Origin of the sequence: Cellulomonas sp., from assembly GCF_015234515.1 — a bacterium.
Lineage (GTDB): Bacteria > Actinomycetota > Actinomycetes > Actinomycetales > Cellulomonadaceae > Cellulomonas.
In genome coordinates, this window is the sequence record NZ_JADGMY010000028.1 from 228,558 (window position 1) to 244,603 (window position 16,046).

A 16,046-nucleotide genomic window follows, 5' to 3' on the forward strand; every position below is an offset into this window, starting at 1 on the left:
CGAGGACCGGTGTGGAAGGCGGCCCCCGCGGCGCGGACCGCCAGGGTAGCGTCAGCGCGACCGCCGACCGACGTCCCGAGGAGGGTCCGTGCCCGCGACCGCCGCTCGACCGATTCGCGTGCTCCAGCCGTTCGCCCGGATCCGTGCGACGACCAACCCGTACATCGCGATGCTGCACGCGGCGCTCGAGCGGACGCCCGACGTCGAGCCGGTGCTCTTCTCCTACGGCCGGGCGCTGGTGGGCCGGTACGACGTCGTCCACGTGCACTGGCCCGAGACGCGGCTCGGCGGGCGCACGCCGGTGCGGCGCGCGCTGCGCCTGCTGCTCGCCTACGCGTTCTGGGCACGCGTGCGGCTCACGCGCACGCCGGTCGTCCGCACCGTCCACAACCTCGAGCTGCCGTCGGGGCTCGGCCGGCTCGACTACGCGTGGCTGCGCCTGCTGGACGACGCGACGACGCTGCACGTGGTGCTCAACGAGACCACGCCGCCGACGGGACGCCCGTCGGCAACCGTCCTGCACGGGCACTACCGGGACTGGTTCGCCGACGTCGAGCGAGCGGACGCCGTCCCCGGTCAGGTGACGTACGCCGGCCTGGTGCGGCGGTACAAGAACGTGGTCGGGCTCATCGGCGCCTTCCGTGACGCGCACGCCGAGGACCCGGCGCTCAGCCTGCTCGTCGCGGGCAACCCGTCCGGGCCGGACCTCGAGGGCGACGTGCGTACGGCCGCCGACGGCGACGACGCGATCCGTCTCGATCTGCGGTTCCTCGACGACGCGGACCTGGTGCGCGCGGTGACCTCGGGCGAGCTCGTGGTCCTGCCGTACCTGCACATGCACAACTCCGGGACGGTGCTCCTCGCGCTCTCGCTCGACCGCCCGGTGCTCGTGCCGGACAACGCGGCCAACCGGGCGCTCGCGCAGGAGGTCGGGCCGGGCTGGGTGCTCACCTTCGAGGGCGAGCTCGACGGCGCGGCCATCCGACGGGCGCTGCTGGCTGCCCGCGGACCGCGGGCGCAGCAGCCCGACCTGTCGCGGCGGGAGTGGGACGACGCAGGGGTGGCGCATCGGGAGGCCTACCGCGAGGCGCTGCGGCTACGCCGCGGCACGGCGACGCTCTGACGCCGGGCGGGACGCCGGCCCGGCACCGGCCGCCCGCAGCGCGCGGTGCCCGTCGCGCACGCCGCGGAGCGCCGCCCGCCACGGCGCGAGCGACGTCAGGAGCTGTCGACGGCCCCCCTGCAGGACGATCGAGCGCACGGCCCACGGCGTCGTGCGCCACCAGCGGCGACGGTCGACCGCGTCGAGCGTGCGCGCCGCGTGCAGGAGCCGGTTGCGGATGTTGAAGTAGTAGTACGTCTCGGACTTGGCACGGCCCGTGCGCTGCTGCGTGCCGCCCTCGTCGTGCACGGCGGTCACCTCGGTGGCGACGACGAGCCGGGCACCGAGCTGCTGGGCGCGGACGGACAGGTCGACGTCCTCCCAGTAGAGGAAGTACTCCTCGGCGAAGCCGCCGATCCGCTGCCAGAGCCCCACGTCGCACGCGAGGCACGCACCGGAGAGCCACTCGACGTACGGGCGCCCGTCGGGCGGCTCGGGACGACGGGTGCTCGACCGCATCGTCCCGTCGTCCAGGAGCAGGTCCGTGGTCGACGCGGCGAACGGCAGGCCCGACGGCGCGAGGATGCGCGGCGCGACGAGCGCGTCCGGGTCCTCGACGGTCCGGGCGACGAGGCGGGCGACGTCCTCGGGCTCCAGGGCCAGATCGGGGTTGAGCAGCACGACGTGCGTGGCGCCCGCCTGCACCGCCCGCGCCACACCCAGGTTGGCGCCGGCGCCGAAGCCCGTGTTGCGGTCCGGCTCGACGAGGTCCCACCCGTGGCGGGTGGCGACCGCCCTGACGTCGGCGCGTTCGGCGGACGTCGAGAAGCTGTCGACGACGACGACGGACGTGCCCGGCGCGGCGGCGGTCCGTGCCAGGTTCTGCTCGAGGAGCGCCGACGACCCGTAGTTCACGACGACGAGTGCGGTGCGCGGGACTCCGGCGACGTCAGGCGACACGTCGACGCCCGTGGTGGAGTGCCGCGACCGTGTCCCGGAGCGCCGCCGCTGCGTCGTCCCACGCGAGCGGCTGCACCGGCGTGCGCCGGCCGCGCGCCAGCTCCTGCCGGATGGCGGCAGCGGCAGCGTCGACGTCGAGCGGGTCGACGAGCCGCGCGTGGGCCCCGATCGTCTCGCGGAACACGCCGATGTCGCTCGCGACGACCGGGGTGCCGAAGGAGAGCGCCTCGACCGGCGGCAGGCCGAAGCCCTCGTCGAGCGAGAGGAAGACGAACAGCGCGGCGTTCCGGTACAGCCAGGCCAGCTCGGCATCCGCGACGTGCCCCGTGAGGACGACCGCACCGTCCTCGATCGCCTGCAGGGCCGCCGGCCCGAACCCTGGGCCACGGCCGTCGGGGCCGCCGACGACCACGAGCGGACGGGCGGGGCCGATCTCACCTGTCCGGACGGCGGCGGCGATGGCGGTCCCGAGGTTCTTGCGCACGTTGAGCCGCCCGACGGTGAGGACGAAGTCGTCCACCCCCGCGAGCACCTGCGGCCGGACCGGCGCCAGGGTCGCGAGGCGCGGGTCGGGGGCGATGCCGATCGACCGCACCGGACCGACCCGCCGGTTGCGCCGCTCGATGCGCCGCGCCTCGTGCCCGGAGGACGTGACGACCGCACCGGCACGCGGCAGCAGGGCGGTGACCGGCGCGAGGTAGAGGCGTTCTGCCGGGGTGAACCACCTCGGCTGGTCCTGGAAGAGCACGTCGTGGAGGAAGACGACGCTCGGGACGCCCCACGGGACGAAGTTGTGCGTCACGGCGACGTCGGCACCGACGCGCCGCAGCACCGACGGGTACTCGGACATGACGGACACGCCGTGCGGTCGTCGACGCACCCCGACGAGCTCGGCACCCGCGGGCACGTGCTCGCGGACCGCCTCGAGGTGAGCCGCCGGCACGGCGATGACGAGCTCGTCCTCGGGGTGCGTCCGAGCCCAGCCGCGCACGAGCTCGCGCTGGACCATGGCGTTCGACGGCGGCCCCTCGTGCCACCAGAACCCGTCGAGGAGCACCCGCATCCGGCCGGCTGCCATCACGTCCCCACCCGCTCGCGCACGCGACGGGCGAGGCGCGTCGGCGCCTCCCGTGCGCGCTTGACCCACACGTGCCGGGCGTAGAACCGCCGGTAGTCGTCGACGAAGGCGCGTGCCGCCGCCACGTCCGGGAACAACCCTGCCCGCGACCAGAACCCGCACAGGGCGTCGGTCGCGGCGCCGTCCATCCGCACGAGCGCCGTGCGGTGGACGGAGAGCACCGGCAGGCCGGCCCCGGCGAGCCGCACCGCCTCCTCCACCGCCTCGAGCGAGGGGCGGCCGGGCCACACCGTCGGGCACCCGGGCTGGTCCTCGGCGTAGACGGCGGAGCGGTCGCCGTGGCGCCGGGTGAGCCATGCCGCGTACAGCCCGAACTCGGTGACGTCGAGCCGGACGAAGGCCGCCTCGAAGCTTCTCTGCTCGCGCCCCTCGACGTCGTCCAGCAGGTCGAGCACCTCGGCCGTCTGCATGACGTAGGGCGTCACCGTCACCGGGAAGCTCTCGAGGTGGTCCCGCGGGTCGAGGTCGAAGTACGCGAGCGCGCGCTCCACCGAGGACCGCAGGGGGTGGTGCGTGTACGGGTGCGCGCCGACGCGGGGACGCCCGTCGGGCGCGCGCAGGTACCCGGGGTCCAGACGGTTGACGACGACGTTCTTCGCGTCGAGCGTGACGTACCGCTCGGTGCGCACCTGACGCGCCACGGCGAGCTTGAGCACCTGCTGGCTCGTCCAGCCGAGCGACGTCACGGGTGGTGCGACGTCGCGCGCGGCAACGATCTCGACGCGCGGCGCGTGGAGGCCGTACGCCGCGACGAGCGCCTCACGCCTGCGGGCGGGGATGCCGTGCCGGGTGTTGTCGAGGACGAGCACGCGCTCGACCAGCTCGGGGGCGACGTTGCGGGCGAACGAGCGGGCCTGCAGCTCGAGGAAGGGCAGCTCGAGCTCGAACACGACGGGGACGAACGTGTCCCCGCTCATGCGCCGGCCCCCTGTGCCAGTGCGCGGACGTCGCGGAACCACTTCGGCAGCGCGAGGACCAGAAAGCCGGCAGAGCCGAGGGTGAGGAGGCCGAGGAGCGGGACGAAGACGTGCGGCAGCCCGTAGAGGAGGAACGCGAGGCACAGCACGCCGTAGTCGGTCGGCAGGACCAGGACCGAGCGGAGCCACGGCAGGCGCCCTGCGGTCGTGGCGCGCGAGACGACACCCTGCGCGCGGCGCAGCTGTTCCGTGAGCATCATCCCGAAGAACAGCACCGAGCCGACGACGGCGTTCGCGAGCGGGACCAGCAGCCAGGCGTCGTCGAGGTCCGTGAACCGGTGGATGCCGACGGCCAGCGCGAGCGGCAGGGCGACGACCTTCGTGGCGTCGACCATGTGGTCGAGCCACTCCCCCGCGACGCTCCCCGTCCCGGTCAGCCGCGCCACCTGGCCGTCCGCCGAGTCGAACGCGTAGCCGAGGACGAGCAGCACGCTGACGGCGACGCCGAGCAGGATGCTCGGGGGCACCAGTGCGAGCATCGCGATCGCGGAGAAGGTGCACAGGGCGCTGATCCCGGTCACCGCGTTGGGCGACAGCCCGCGACGGTACGCCCACGCGGCGAGCACGCGACCGAGCCGCCGGTTGACGAAGCGCGAGTACGCCGGTGCGCTGCGCGCGGCACCCTTCTGCGCGGAGGAGAGACGGCCGAGCGTCTGGCGGAACGTCTCGTCCGCCGGGCGGGCGTGCGGGTGGGTGGACGTCTGGGTCATCGGACGACCTCCGTCTCTCGGGCGGGCACCGCGTCGGCGCCTCGGCGCGACGCTCGGCGGTACGGGCCCGGGGCCCGCCGCTCGGCGAGCGCGACGGCGAGCTGCTCGTACCCGGCGGCGACCTCGTCCCAGTCGTACGCCCGTGCGCGCTCGCCGAGGCGCGCCCCGCGGGCCTGCGTCGCGAGCTCGTCGGCCTCCGCGTCCTCCAGTGCCCGCGCGACCTCACCGGGTTCGCGCACGTAGACGCCCTCGTCCCCCGCCACCTCGCGGTTGAACGAGACGTCGTAGGCCACCGTCGCCGCACCGGCCCCGATCGCGCGCAGCAGCGAGGGGTTCGTGCCGCCGACCGAGTGCCCGTGCAGGTAGGTGAGGCTGTGTGCGTACAGCTGGTCGAGCAGGCGCTGGTCCCACACGCCGCCGAGGAACCGCACCCGCGGGTCCCCCTGCGCCGCGGCGTGCACGCGTGCGGTGTACGCGTCGGCGTACGGCGCTGACCCGACGACCACGAGCGGCCGGCGCGCCCCGCTGCGGACGTACCCCTCGACCCACAGGTCGACGTGGTTCTCCGGCTCGAAGCGGGCGACCACCAGGTGGTACCCGCCGGGCTCGAGGCCGACCGCGGCGAGGGCGTCGTGCCCGGGCGCGGCGAGGACCGGCGCCCCGTACGTCAGCAGCGTCGTGGGCACGTCGTACTCCGACCGGTAGTAGTCGGCGATCCCGACCGCGTCCGCGATGAGCGCGTCGGACCAGCGCACCGCCGCGGTCTCCGCCGCGCGGTAGTACCGGCGCCCCGCGCCGCCCCACTTGGCCCGCTGCCACTCGAGCCCGTCGACGTGCGTCGCGACGGGGATCCGCGCCATCCGCAGCAGCGGGAGGTACGGCGCGTTGGCGGCGTTGAAGACGAACGCCACGTCGGTCCTGCGACCCAGCAGGTGGCCCACGGACACGCCGGTGTGGCTCAGCGTCTCCAGCGAGCGCTGGCGCAGCGCGGGCAGGGTGACGAGTTCCATCCCCGCGTACGACGTCAGCCCGGAGTTGCCCGAGCGGCAGTAGACGCGCACCCGGTGGCCCGCGTCGGCGAGCCGGCGTCCGACCTCCTCGACGGCCGTCTCGAAACCGCCGTACCGTGCCGGGACCCCGCGCGTGCCGACCATCGCGATCGAGAGGCGGGGACCCGCTGCGGCGCCGGTCACGCGGCACCCTCACGGGCCGCACCGGCGACGAGGAACTGCCGCAGCATGGTCGACGACGTGGACGGGGTGTACGGCAGGTACACGACCCGCGCCCCGACCTCCGCCATCTCGCGCTCCAGCCGCGACCCCTTCTCGGTCCCCGCCCAGTCGTCGCCCTTGAACAGGACGTCGAACCGGTTCTCGAGCCAGGCGACGCGCTTGTCCTGAGCGTGGTCGGGCACGACCTCGTCGACGAAGCGCAGGCTCGCGACGAGCTCCATGCGCTCGGCGTGCGGGATCACCGGCGGGCGGCCCTTCATCGCCACGAGCGACTCGTCGACGGCGACGCCGACCACGAGACGGTCACAGCGCTCGCGCGCCGCCCGCAGGATGTTCAGGTGCCCGATGTGCAGCATGTCGAAACCACCGGGGACGTACCCGACGACGGTCAGGTTGTTCATCAGTTGCTCCTCGCACTAGCGCTCACGGGGGGAGCGGCCCGCCCTCGCGCCGCACTGCAGGTCGTGCACGTTCAGTACGCCCCGGCGCCGCCGAACACCGCACGGCCCGTCTTCCAGAGGATCAGCAGGTCCATCGACACCGACCAGTTGTCGACGTACCGCAGGTCGAGCCGCACCGACTCCTCCCAGTCCAGGTCGGACCGCCCGCTGACCTGCCACAGGCCCGTCAGCCCGGGCCGCACGTGCAGCCGCCGGTGCACGGAGTCGTGGTACGCCTCGACCTCCTCGAGCAGCGGCGGCCGCGGCCCGACGAGCGCCATGTCGCCCTTGATGATGTTGACGAGCTGCGGCAGCTCGTCGATCGAGAAGCGACGCAGGACCCGGCCGATCGGCGTGACCCGCGGGTCGTCCGCCATCTTGAACAGGACGCCGTCGTGGCCTCCCGACGCCAGGAGCGCGGCGCGACGCTCGTCCGCGTCGCGGTACATCGTGCGGAGCTTGTACATCACGAACTGCGTGCCGTCCTGGCCCACCCGCACCTGGCGGTAGATCGCACCACCCGGGGAGGTCACCGCGACCACCAGCGCCGCGAGGCTGAGCAACGGCCACAGCAGCAGCAGCGCGAGCCCGGCCACGGTGACGTCGAGGACCTGCTTCATCACGAGGCGCGGACGGGGCGAGGCGACCTGCACCTCGAGCAGCGAGAGACCGGCGGTGGGGCGGACCGTCAGGCGCGGCGCCCCGACCTCCACGATGTCCGGGACCACCACGAGCTGCGCGCCCGCCCGCGACAGCGCCCAGGACAGCCGGCGCAGGGCGTCCCCGCTCAGGCAGGTCCCGGTCACCAGCACGACGTCGGCACCGCGGTCGACGGTCACCTGCACCACGTCGGCCACCGCGCCGAGCACGGGGACGCCCGCGACGGAGGTCGCCCGGCCGATCGAGGGGACGCACACCCCGTCGATCCGGTAGCCGTGGTGCGGTGCCGCGGAGATGTTGCGCACGACGCCGGCGGCCGACACCTCGTCGCCGACCACGACGGTGCGCATGACCCCCTCGCCCTGCATCCGCAGCCGGTGGAGGTGGCGGCGCTCCAGGTAGCGGGCGACCCAGGCGATGACCAGCGTGAGCGGGACGCCGACGAGCACGTAGCTGCGCGGCACGGGCACGCGCAGCACGTAGCCGAGAGTCATGAGGATCAGGACCATGGCGACGGCGGCGCGCAACGGGGCCTGGAACTCCGCCGGACCGTCCCCCGCCACGCTCCTGCGGTAGCCGCCCGAGAGCAGGACGAGGGTGATGAACAGCGCGGCGCCGCCGCACGCGAGCCGTCCCGCGGTCAGCAGACCGTGCGCCGGCGCCAGGACGGCGGCCGCCACGAGGAGGGCGATGAGCATGTCGAGCACGACGGCGACGAGCCCGTACCGGCGGCTGACCGCCGCCCACGCGACGGCACGCGCCGCCGGGTCCGAGTTCTCGGGCGTCAGGCGCGGGACGAACGGCTCCGACGACGCCCACGAGCGGCGCGGCTGGAGCGCACGACCGCGCCGTTCCCCGACCCCGTCGACAGGACCTGCTGCCTGATCCGTGGTCAGTGTCATGTCTCCCCCGTCGCCGCATGCGCCTCGTGCTCTTGGGAGGCTATACGGCGATTTCGGGAGGTTGGGACCTTTGTGCCCTATTTCACCCGTTCTGTGAAACAGTTCGGAGGACCAGGGGTGACGGGGCGCCGTCGTTCGGGTGAACGTCCGGCGTCGGTGTCAGGCCTTCGTGTGGAACCTCAGCTGGGCGGCCTCGAGGCCCTCGAGCACGACGGCCTCGACGGCGTCCGCCGCTCGGTCCACCAGCCACGGCAGGTCCTTGCGCTCCGGACCGGAGAAGTCCTTGAGGACGAAGTCCGCGGGGTCCTGCCGGCCGGGCGGCCGTCCGACACCGACCCGCACGCGCACGTAGTCCTTGGTGCCGAGCGCCTTCGTCGTGTCCCGCAGGCCGTTGTGCCCACCCTCGCCGCCGCCGCGCTTGAGCCGCACGTCGGCGAACGGGATGTCGAGCTCGTCGTGCACGACGACGACGCGCTCCGCCGGCACGTCGTGGTACCGCGCGAGCGCCGCGACGGGACCGCCCGACACGTTCATGTAGGTGGTTGGCTTCGCGAGGACCACCCGGGGGCCCGGCGCGCCGCCGGGCAGGGTGCCGAGCCTCGCCTCGGCGGTCGCGGCCTGCGGCCGACGACCGAGGAGGCCCCCGCCGCGCGCCGCGAACGTCACGCCGGTGCGCCGTGCGAGCTCGTCGAGCACCATCTGACCGACGTTGTGCCGGTTGCCGGCGTACTGCGCGCCGGGGTTGCCGAGGCCGACGAGGAGCCAGGGTCCGTCGCTCACGGGGTGGTCCTCCAGGAGTGGGCAGGTCGCCGGCGACCGGCGGGGCAGGACGGGGGCACGACGACGCCCGGCACCGTGGACGGTACCGGGCGTCGTGGGGTGCTGCGGAGGATCAGGCCTTCTCGGCGGCTGCGGCCGACGCGGCCGACTGGGTCGCGGCGAGGTCGCTCGCGGCCTCGTCGGCGGCGACGTCCGCGGCGGACGCCTGCGGGGTGCTGATGGTCACGACCGTCACCTCGGGGTCGCCCATGAGCGTGGCACCCTCCGGCAGGACGACGTCACCGGCGGTGATGACGGCACCGTCGAGCAGGCCCTCGATCGAGACCTCGACCGACTGCGGCAGGTTCGTCGCCTCGGCCTCGAGGAACAGGTTCTGCGTCTCGACGACGTGGATCGTGCCGGGGGCGGACTCACCGACGATGTGCACCTGCACGTCGACGGAGACCTTCTCGCCCTTGCGGACGATGAGCAGGTCGACGTGCTCGATGATCTGACGCACGACGTCACGCTGGACGTCCTTGACGATCGCGAGCGTCGACGTGCCGTCGAGGTCGATCGAGTACAGCGCGTTGGAGTGCTTGAGCGCGAGCATCGTCTCGTGGCCCGGGAGCGCGACGTGCAGCGGCTCGGTGCCGTGCCCGTACAGGACGGCGGGGATCTGGTTCGCGCGGCGCAGACGGCGCGCGGCGCCCTTGCCGAACTCGGTGCGGGCGGCGGCGGCGAGCTTGATCTCGGACACTGGTGCTCCTCAGGCGTGGCGTGGCTCCGCGGTGGTGCGCGGGCGCTGGTCTGGCGTGCTGCCCCGGGGGCGATGGCTCCTCGGGTGGTGCGGGCACGTGGCCCGGTGGCCTCGACGCGGGACGCAGGACGGGCACGCGGAGGCGACCACCCAGTCGATCACGGAGCCGGGGGCCTCACCGGAGATGGTGCATCCGGTCCGACCGTCCGTCGTCCCTCGCCGAGGCAACCTGACGATCCTACCGGACCGTGGGGCCGTCCTCGACCTCCGGCCCGGCCGTCCCGGCCGATCCTGCCTCCGGCGCCCAGGCCCAGCGCACGGTCACCGCGGCCTGCACGGTCTGCTCACCCGGCTCGACCGGCACCGCGAACGCCTCGGCGCGGGCCGCGCGCGCGAAGAGCGGCGCCGCCCCGCCGGGCTCGTCCTCGTGCACCCACAGCACCGCCCCGGTCGCACGACCCGCCAGCTGCGCGAGGTGCGCGGCCTTCGCCGCGGCGTCCTGCCACGCGGCCTCCCGCGCACGCGCCTGCGCCGCGGTCGGGTCGCTCACGACGAGGCGCAGCCCGCCGAGCCGCACGGGCGACCCCCCGGCCGCGACCGCCCTGCCGATCACGTCACCCGCGGTGCCGACGTCGTGCAGCGTCACGACCATGCCGAGGCGGGCCACGACGCGCAGCGACTGCCCGTCGGGGCCGGTCTGCTCGGTCCAGGTCGACGTCGCACCGGTGCGCACGGCGCGGTCGTCGACCCCGGCGTCACGCAGCGCCGCCCGCACGTCCGCCAACGCGTCGGTGGCCTCGCGGAGCGCCGCGGCGACGTCGTCCGCACGGACCTCGGTCGCCAGGTCCGCCACCACGACGTCCGGCACGGCGTCGGCCGCGCCGGTGCCGCGCACGGTCACGCCCCCGCGGGGGCGGTCGTCGTGCCGGCCGACGTCGTGGGCGTCTCTCATGTCAGGCGTTGCCGTCGAACAGCGACGTCACCGAGCCGTCGTCGAACACCTCACGGATCGCCCTCGCCAGCAGCGGCGCGATCGACAGGACGGTGAGCTGCGGGAAGCGGCTCTCCTCGGCGATCGGCAGCGTGTCGGTGACGATGACCTCGCGCGCGCCGCACTCCTGCAGCCGCTCGACCGCGGGGTCCGACAGCACGCCGTGCGTCGCGGCGACGATGACGTCCTTCGCCCCGGCCTCGAGGACGACGCGCACGGCACCGGTGATCGTGCCGGCGGTGTCGATGAGGTCGTCGACGATCACGCAGCTCTTGCCCTCGACGTCGCCGACCACGCGGTTGGCGACGGCCTTGTTGGGGCTGCGGATGTCGCGGGTCTTGTGCACGAAGGCCAGGGGGCCACCGCCCAGCTTGGCGGCCCACTGCTCCGCGACCCGGATGCGCCCGGCGTCCGGGGAGACGACGGTGACGTTCGACGTGTCGACGCGGGTGCGCACGTACTCGACGAGGATCGGCTGCGCCCACAGGTGGTCGACCGGCCCGTTGAAGAACCCCTGCGTCTGCGCGGCGTGCAGGTCGACGCTCATGATGCGGTCGGCGCCGGCCGTGCGGAACAGGTCCGCCATGAGCCGGGCCGAGATCGGCTCGCGTCCTCGGTGCTTCTTGTCCTGACGCGCGTACGGGTAGAACGGCGCGACCACGGTGATCGTCTTGGCGGACGCGCGCTTGAGCGCGTCGACCATGAGGAGCTGCTCCATCATCCACTGGTTGATGGGCGAGCAGTGCGACTGCAGGACGAACGCGTCGGCGCCGCGCACCGACTCCCCGAACCGCACGTAGATCTCGCCGTTGGCGAAGTCGTACGCCGTCGTCGGCAGCAGCTCGATCCCCAGGGCGTCGGCGACGTCCTGCGCCAGCTCGGGGTGGGCCCGGCCCGATGCCAGGACCAGGCGCTTCTCCCCGTCGTGGCTGATGATGCCGGTCATCGCTGCTGCCCACCCTCTGTCGTCGTGCCGCCCGCGGGGATGTCCGTCGGGTCGTCGAGCTCTGCCGGCTGTCCCGGCAGCCGCGGGGGTGGCGTCACGGGGATCGCCGCGGTCGCCGCGCGCTCCAGCTCCGCGCGTGCCTGCGGCGACAGACCGGCCACGTCCCGCGTGCCCCGCGCCCGCGCGGCCGCCTCCGCGGCGGGGGTCCCCGCGCGCGAGCGGGCGACCCAGCCCTCGATGTTGCGCTGCGAGCCCGCGCTGACGGCCAGCGCGCCCGGTGGCACGTCGCGCCGCACGACGGTGCCCGCGCCCGTGTACGCGCCGTCGCCCACGACGACGGGCGCGACGAACATGTTGTCCGAGCCCGTCCGGGCGTGGGACCCGATGACGGTGCGGTGCTTGTTGACGCCGTCGAAGTTCACGGTCACCGACGCGGCACCGATGTTCGAGTGCTCGCCGATCGTCGCGTCGCCGACGTACGACAGGTGCGGGATCTTCGACCCGGTCCCGATCTGCGCGTTCTTCGTCTCGACGAACGTGCCGATCTTGCCGTCCGCGCCCAGGTCCGTGCCGGGGCGCAGGTACGCGAACGGGCCGACGGTCGCGCCCGCGCCGATCACCGACAGCGAGCCGTGGGTGCGCACGACGGTCGCGCGCGGGCCGACCTCGACGTCCGTGAGCGTCGTGTCCGGCCCGACCGTCGCACCCTCGCCGACCACCGTCGCGCCGTGCAGCTGCGTGCCCGGCAGGAGGGTGACGTCCCGCGCGAGCTCGACGTCGACGTCGACCCACGTGCTGGCGGGGTCGACGACCGTGACACCCTCGCGCATCCAGTCGTCGAGCAGGCGGCGGTTCAGCTCCGCGCGCAGGACCGCCAGCTGGACGCGGTCGTTGACGCCCTCGACGCTCAGCCGGTCGTCGGTGCGCAGCGCGCGCACGTGCCCGCCGTCGGCCCGTGCGATCGCGAGCACGTCCGTCAGGTACACCTCGCCCTGCGCGTTGTCACGGCCCAGGCGCGCGAGCCCGGCGCGCAGCACGGCGGCGTCGAAGACGTACACCGAGGTGTTGATCTCGGTGACCGCGCGCTCCTCGGGGCTCGCGTCCTTCTCCTCGACGATCCCCAGCACATCGCCCGTGCCGGGCTCGCGCAGGATCCGGCCGTACCCCGTGGGCTCGGGGACCTCCGTGGTGAGCACCGTCACGGCGTTCCCGTCGGCGGCGTGCGCCGCCAGCAGCTCGCGCAGCGTGCCGGCGTCGAGCAGCGGGACGTCACCGGCCATGACGACGACGGCACCGGTGAGGACCGAGTCGGCGGCGGAACCGCCCACGTCGTGCCCCCGCGCGGCGGCGTCGGCCGTGGCCGCCTGCGCCGCGGCGTCGAGCGCGGACATCGCGACCTGCACGGCGCGCCCGGTGCCGGGGATGTCGTCCTGGTCCACGAGCAGCACGTCCGGGTCGACCTGCAGGACGTGCGCGGCGACGAGCTCGCGCTCGTGGCGGACCACCACGGCGATGCGGTCGGGCTCGAGCGCACGGGCCGCGGCCAGCGCGTGGCCGACCATGCTGCGCCCACCGAGGTGATGCAGGACCTTGGGGACGGCGGAGCGCATGCGGGTGCCCTCACCCGCTGCGAGGACGACGACGGCGGCTGGGCGGACGGTCACCAGTGGTGCTCCTCGCGGATCTGCCCGGGACGGGCGATGGTTCTGCCGTGATGTGACTCTACCGCTGACGCACGGGCCCCCTGCGCGGACCTCGGCCCTCGCGACGCGTGTCACATCCGCGTGCCGCCGGACGCGACGTCGCGGGTCACCCCATGCCGCACGCCCACCAGTCACCGTCGAGGTGCACCGGGTCCGCACAGGTCCAGCCGCGCATGTCCAGCCCCGCCGGGGACCCGGACCGCATGTGGAAGAAGCCCCCGGCGTCGTCGGGGATGCCCGTCCACTGCGGGAAGAAGACGTGGTCGTCCCCGACGTCGACGGTGCCGCAGCGACGGCGAGCACCAGCGCGACGGAACCGACACCGGCGCACACCGCGCTTCGCGCCCCGCGCCGCCAGGTGACGACGATCGCCGCGACGACCGTCAGCGGGATCGCCACGAGCGCCCCGAGCCCGTAGACCACGGGGACGAGGCCGCGTCGGCTGCATCCGCCGCACGGTAGGGGAAACGGCACGCCCGGGTCGTCATACCCTCGGCGGACGTCCGGGAACCGCGCGACCCGGTCGCGCGTTCAGCCCTCGCCGACCCGACCAGGGCCGGCCCCCACCCCGCAAGGAGCACTGTGACGTCGTCGACCCCCGCGACCGTCGAGCCCGTCGAGCCCGGCCAGGCCGTCGAGCCCGGCCAGCCCGTCGAGCCCCTCGACCCGAGCCGCTCCTACGGACGCTCCGTCTCCTCGCTCATCTTCTTCTCGCGGTGGCTGCAGCTGCCGCTGTACCTCGGGCTCATCGCCGCGCAGGTCGTCTACGTGTGGCAGTTCCTCAAGGAGCTGTGGCACCTCGTGCAGTTCTCCGTGACGGGGCACGAGGTGCACGGCATGGAGGGCTTCGGCACCGAGGCGACGACGATGCTCGTCGTCCTGGGCCTCGTCGACGTCGTGATGATCTCGAACCTGCTCATCATGGTGATCATCGGCGGCTACGAGACGTTCGTGTCCCGCATGCGGCTCGACGGGCACCCCGACCAGCCCGAGTGGCTGAGCCACGTCAACGCCAACGTGCTGAAGACGAAGCTCGCGATGTCGATCATCGGCATCTCGTCGATCCACCTGCTGCGCACGTTCATCGAGTCGTCCGTGGGCGACGTCAGCGCCGAGACGATGATGTGGCAGACGATCATCCACGTCGCGTTCGTCGCCTCCGCGCTCGCGCTCGCGTGGATCGACAAGATGTCCCAGGGGTCCGGTCCCCGCAACGCCCACTGACGCGGCCGGTGGGGCCGTGCGACAGTGACCGCGCCCGCCGCCCCCGCGCCACCGAGGACCCCGTGCCCACGCTGACCTACGTCGCCACCCGCCGCTCCGCCCACGCGGGCTACGTGGTCCAGGCGATCGTCAACAACCTCGCACCGCTGCTGTTCGTCGTCTTCCACACGTCGCTGGACGTGCCGGTCGCGCAGCTCGGCGTGCTCGCGTCGCTGAACTTCGGGGTGCAGCTGCTCACGGACCTGGTGGCCGTGCGCGTCGTCGACCGCGTGGGGTACCGCCGGCCCCTGGTCCTCGCGCACGCGCTCGCCGCGCTCGGGCTCGTGCTGCTGGCGGTGCTGCCCCTGGTGCTCGGCTCACCGTTCGTCGGGCTGTGCCTGGCGGTCGTCGTGTACGGCGTGGGCGGGGGCCTGCTCGAGGTGCTCGTGTCGCCCGTCGTCGAGCACCTGCCCAGCCCGTCGGAGACGAAGGCCACCGGCATGGCGCTCGCGCACTCCTTCTACTGCTGGGGGCAGCTCGCGGTCGTCGTCCTGACCACGGCGCTGCTGGCGCTGCTCGGCACGGACCTGTGGCCGCTGCTGCCGGTGCTGTGGGCGGTGGTGCCGCTGGTGAACCTCGCCTTCCTGCTGCGCGTCCCCATGCCGCCGACCGTCCCCGACGAGCACCGCACCCCGCTGCGCAGCCTCTTCGGCACGCCGCTGTTCCTCGCGGCGCTCGTCCTCATGGCCACCGGCGGTGCGGCCGAGCTGACGATGGCGCAGTGGTCCTCGTTCTTCGCCGAGCAGGGCACCGGCGTCCCCAAGGAGGTCGGTGACCTGCTCGGGCCCGGCCTGTTCGCCCTGCTCATGGGCCTGGGGCGCGCCGCGTACGGGCTGTGGGGCCACGGCGTGCCCCTGCGGCCGCTGCTCGCGGCGTCCGGCGCGGCGGCCGCCGTCTGCTACGTCGTCGCCGCGACCGCGTCCGTGCCCGCCGTCAGCCTGGTGGCGTGCGCGCTGTGCGGGCTCGCCGTGGCGCTGCTGTGGCCGGGGACGTTCTCGCTGACGGCCGCGCGGTTCCCCCTGGGAGGCGCCGCGATGTTCGCGGTGCTGGCGCTCGCGGGCGACGCGGGCGGCACGTTCGGCCCGCTCGGGGCCGGGCTGCTCGCGGACCTGGCCGGCGGCCCGCTGGCCGGGCTCGCGACGGCCCTGCCGCCGGACACCGGCACCGGCCTGCGCGTCGGGATGCTGCTGAGCGCGCTCGTCCCGGTGGTCTTCGCCGTCACGGTCCTGACGACGGGCAGCCGCGACACCGACCGCTGACGCCGGCCACCGACGCCGGCGCCGGGCTGCACGCACGGCGCCGGGCGCACTGGCTCCGCCCCCAGGATTCGAACCTGGACCGCACGGCTCCAAAGGCCGGCGTGCTGCCGTTACACCAGGGCGGATCGGCGCCCCAGTCTGCCAGGTGCGCCACCGGAGACGCCCCGCCGCCCCCGGTGTCCTCCGGGAGGACGATCCTGCACGTCACGCCGCACGGCACAATGGACCGATGGTCTCCGACTCC

16 protein-coding genes and 1 tRNA gene are annotated in these 16,046 nt (G+C 74.1%); 3 read left to right on the plus strand and 14 right to left on the minus strand.

Annotated elements, in window-relative coordinates; all coding sequences use genetic code 11:
* Positions 1–88: 88 nt before the first annotated feature.
* A complete protein-coding gene (locus IR158_RS14630; RefSeq protein ID WP_291814151.1) occupies positions 89–1,123 on the plus strand; it encodes a glycosyl transferase in 1,035 nt (344 codons plus the stop codon).
* Here IR158_RS14630 and IR158_RS14635 read toward each other — a convergent pair.
* The 13 genes from IR158_RS14635 to IR158_RS14695 form a co-directional block, all read right to left on the minus strand.
* Positions 1,097–2,062: a glycosyltransferase family 2 protein gene (locus IR158_RS14635; RefSeq protein WP_291814152.1), complete on the minus strand. Its 966-nt coding sequence runs from the start codon at positions 2,060–2,062 to the stop codon at positions 1,097–1,099. The genes IR158_RS14630 and IR158_RS14635 overlap by 27 nt on opposite strands.
* On the minus strand, positions 2,052–3,140 hold the full coding sequence (locus IR158_RS14640) for a glycosyltransferase family 1 protein (protein WP_291814153.1): 1,089 nt from the start codon (positions 3,138–3,140) through the stop codon (positions 2,052–2,054). The genes IR158_RS14635 and IR158_RS14640 overlap by 11 nt, the downstream gene beginning before the upstream one ends.
* On the minus strand, positions 3,140–4,117 hold the full coding sequence (locus IR158_RS14645) for a DUF6492 family protein (protein WP_291814154.1): 978 nt from the start codon (positions 4,115–4,117) through the stop codon (positions 3,140–3,142). The genes IR158_RS14640 and IR158_RS14645 overlap by 1 nt, the downstream gene beginning before the upstream one ends.
* Positions 4,114–4,887 carry a CDP-alcohol phosphatidyltransferase family protein gene (locus IR158_RS14650; RefSeq protein ID WP_291814155.1) on the minus strand — a complete coding sequence of 258 codons (774 nt, stop codon included), beginning with the start codon at positions 4,885–4,887 and terminating at the stop codon, positions 4,114–4,116. Before IR158_RS14650 ends, IR158_RS14645 begins: the two co-directional genes overlap by 4 nt.
* Positions 4,884–6,041, minus strand: coding sequence for a DUF1972 domain-containing protein (locus IR158_RS14655; RefSeq protein WP_291814554.1), 1,158 nt, complete (start codon positions 6,039–6,041; stop codon positions 4,884–4,886). Before IR158_RS14655 ends, IR158_RS14650 begins: the two co-directional genes overlap by 4 nt.
* 35 nt (positions 6,042–6,076) lie before the next feature.
* Positions 6,077–6,520, minus strand: a complete 444-nt coding sequence (locus IR158_RS14660) for an adenylyltransferase/cytidyltransferase family protein (protein ID WP_291814156.1) — start codon at positions 6,518–6,520, stop codon at positions 6,077–6,079.
* A 71-nt stretch (positions 6,521–6,591) separates the two neighbouring features.
* The gene (locus IR158_RS14665; RefSeq protein WP_291814157.1) at positions 6,592–8,121 is read right to left on the minus strand and encodes a sugar transferase; all 1,530 of its coding nucleotides are present in this window, start codon (positions 8,119–8,121) and stop codon (positions 6,592–6,594) included.
* Between the two features lie 159 nt (positions 8,122–8,280).
* Positions 8,281–8,901, minus strand: a complete 621-nt coding sequence (pth, locus tag IR158_RS14670) for an aminoacyl-tRNA hydrolase (protein WP_291814158.1) — start codon at positions 8,899–8,901, stop codon at positions 8,281–8,283.
* A gap of 112 nt (positions 8,902–9,013) precedes the next feature.
* Positions 9,014–9,640 carry a 50S ribosomal protein L25/general stress protein Ctc gene (locus IR158_RS14675; protein WP_291814159.1) on the minus strand — a complete coding sequence of 209 codons (627 nt, stop codon included), beginning with the start codon at positions 9,638–9,640 and terminating at the stop codon, positions 9,014–9,016.
* A gap of 238 nt (positions 9,641–9,878) precedes the next feature.
* Positions 9,879–10,592: an SIMPL domain-containing protein gene (locus IR158_RS14680; protein ID WP_291814160.1), complete on the minus strand. Its 714-nt coding sequence runs from the start codon at positions 10,590–10,592 to the stop codon at positions 9,879–9,881.
* A gap of 1 nt (position 10,593) precedes the next feature.
* On the minus strand, positions 10,594–11,577 hold the full coding sequence (locus IR158_RS14685; protein ID WP_291814161.1) for a ribose-phosphate diphosphokinase: 984 nt from the start codon (positions 11,575–11,577) through the stop codon (positions 10,594–10,596).
* Entirely contained in the window at positions 11,574–13,244 is a 1,671-nt protein-coding gene (gene glmU / locus IR158_RS14690; RefSeq protein ID WP_291814556.1) for a bifunctional UDP-N-acetylglucosamine diphosphorylase/glucosamine-1-phosphate N-acetyltransferase GlmU, read from the minus strand. The genes IR158_RS14685 and glmU overlap by 4 nt, the downstream gene beginning before the upstream one ends.
* A 142-nt stretch (positions 13,245–13,386) precedes the next feature.
* Positions 13,387–13,611, minus strand: a complete 225-nt coding sequence (locus tag IR158_RS14695) for a hypothetical protein (protein WP_291814162.1) — start codon at positions 13,609–13,611, stop codon at positions 13,387–13,389.
* Between the two features lie 251 nt (positions 13,612–13,862).
* Between IR158_RS14695 and IR158_RS14700 the strand changes: the two genes are divergently transcribed.
* Positions 13,863–14,504 (plus strand): TIGR00645 family protein, encoded by a 642-nt coding sequence (locus tag IR158_RS14700; RefSeq protein WP_291814163.1) that lies wholly within the window; start codon positions 13,863–13,865, stop codon positions 14,502–14,504.
* 62 nt (positions 14,505–14,566) lie between these two features.
* Positions 14,567–15,802: a sugar MFS transporter gene (locus IR158_RS14705; RefSeq protein ID WP_291814164.1), complete on the plus strand. Its 1,236-nt coding sequence runs from the start codon at positions 14,567–14,569 to the stop codon at positions 15,800–15,802.
* A gap of 50 nt (positions 15,803–15,852) precedes the next feature.
* On the opposite strand, the gene IR158_RS14710 is transcribed toward IR158_RS14705, so the two are convergent.
* Positions 15,853–15,927: transfer RNA gene (locus IR158_RS14710), tRNA-Gln, on the minus strand.
* Between the last annotated feature and the right edge of the window lie 119 nt (positions 15,928–16,046).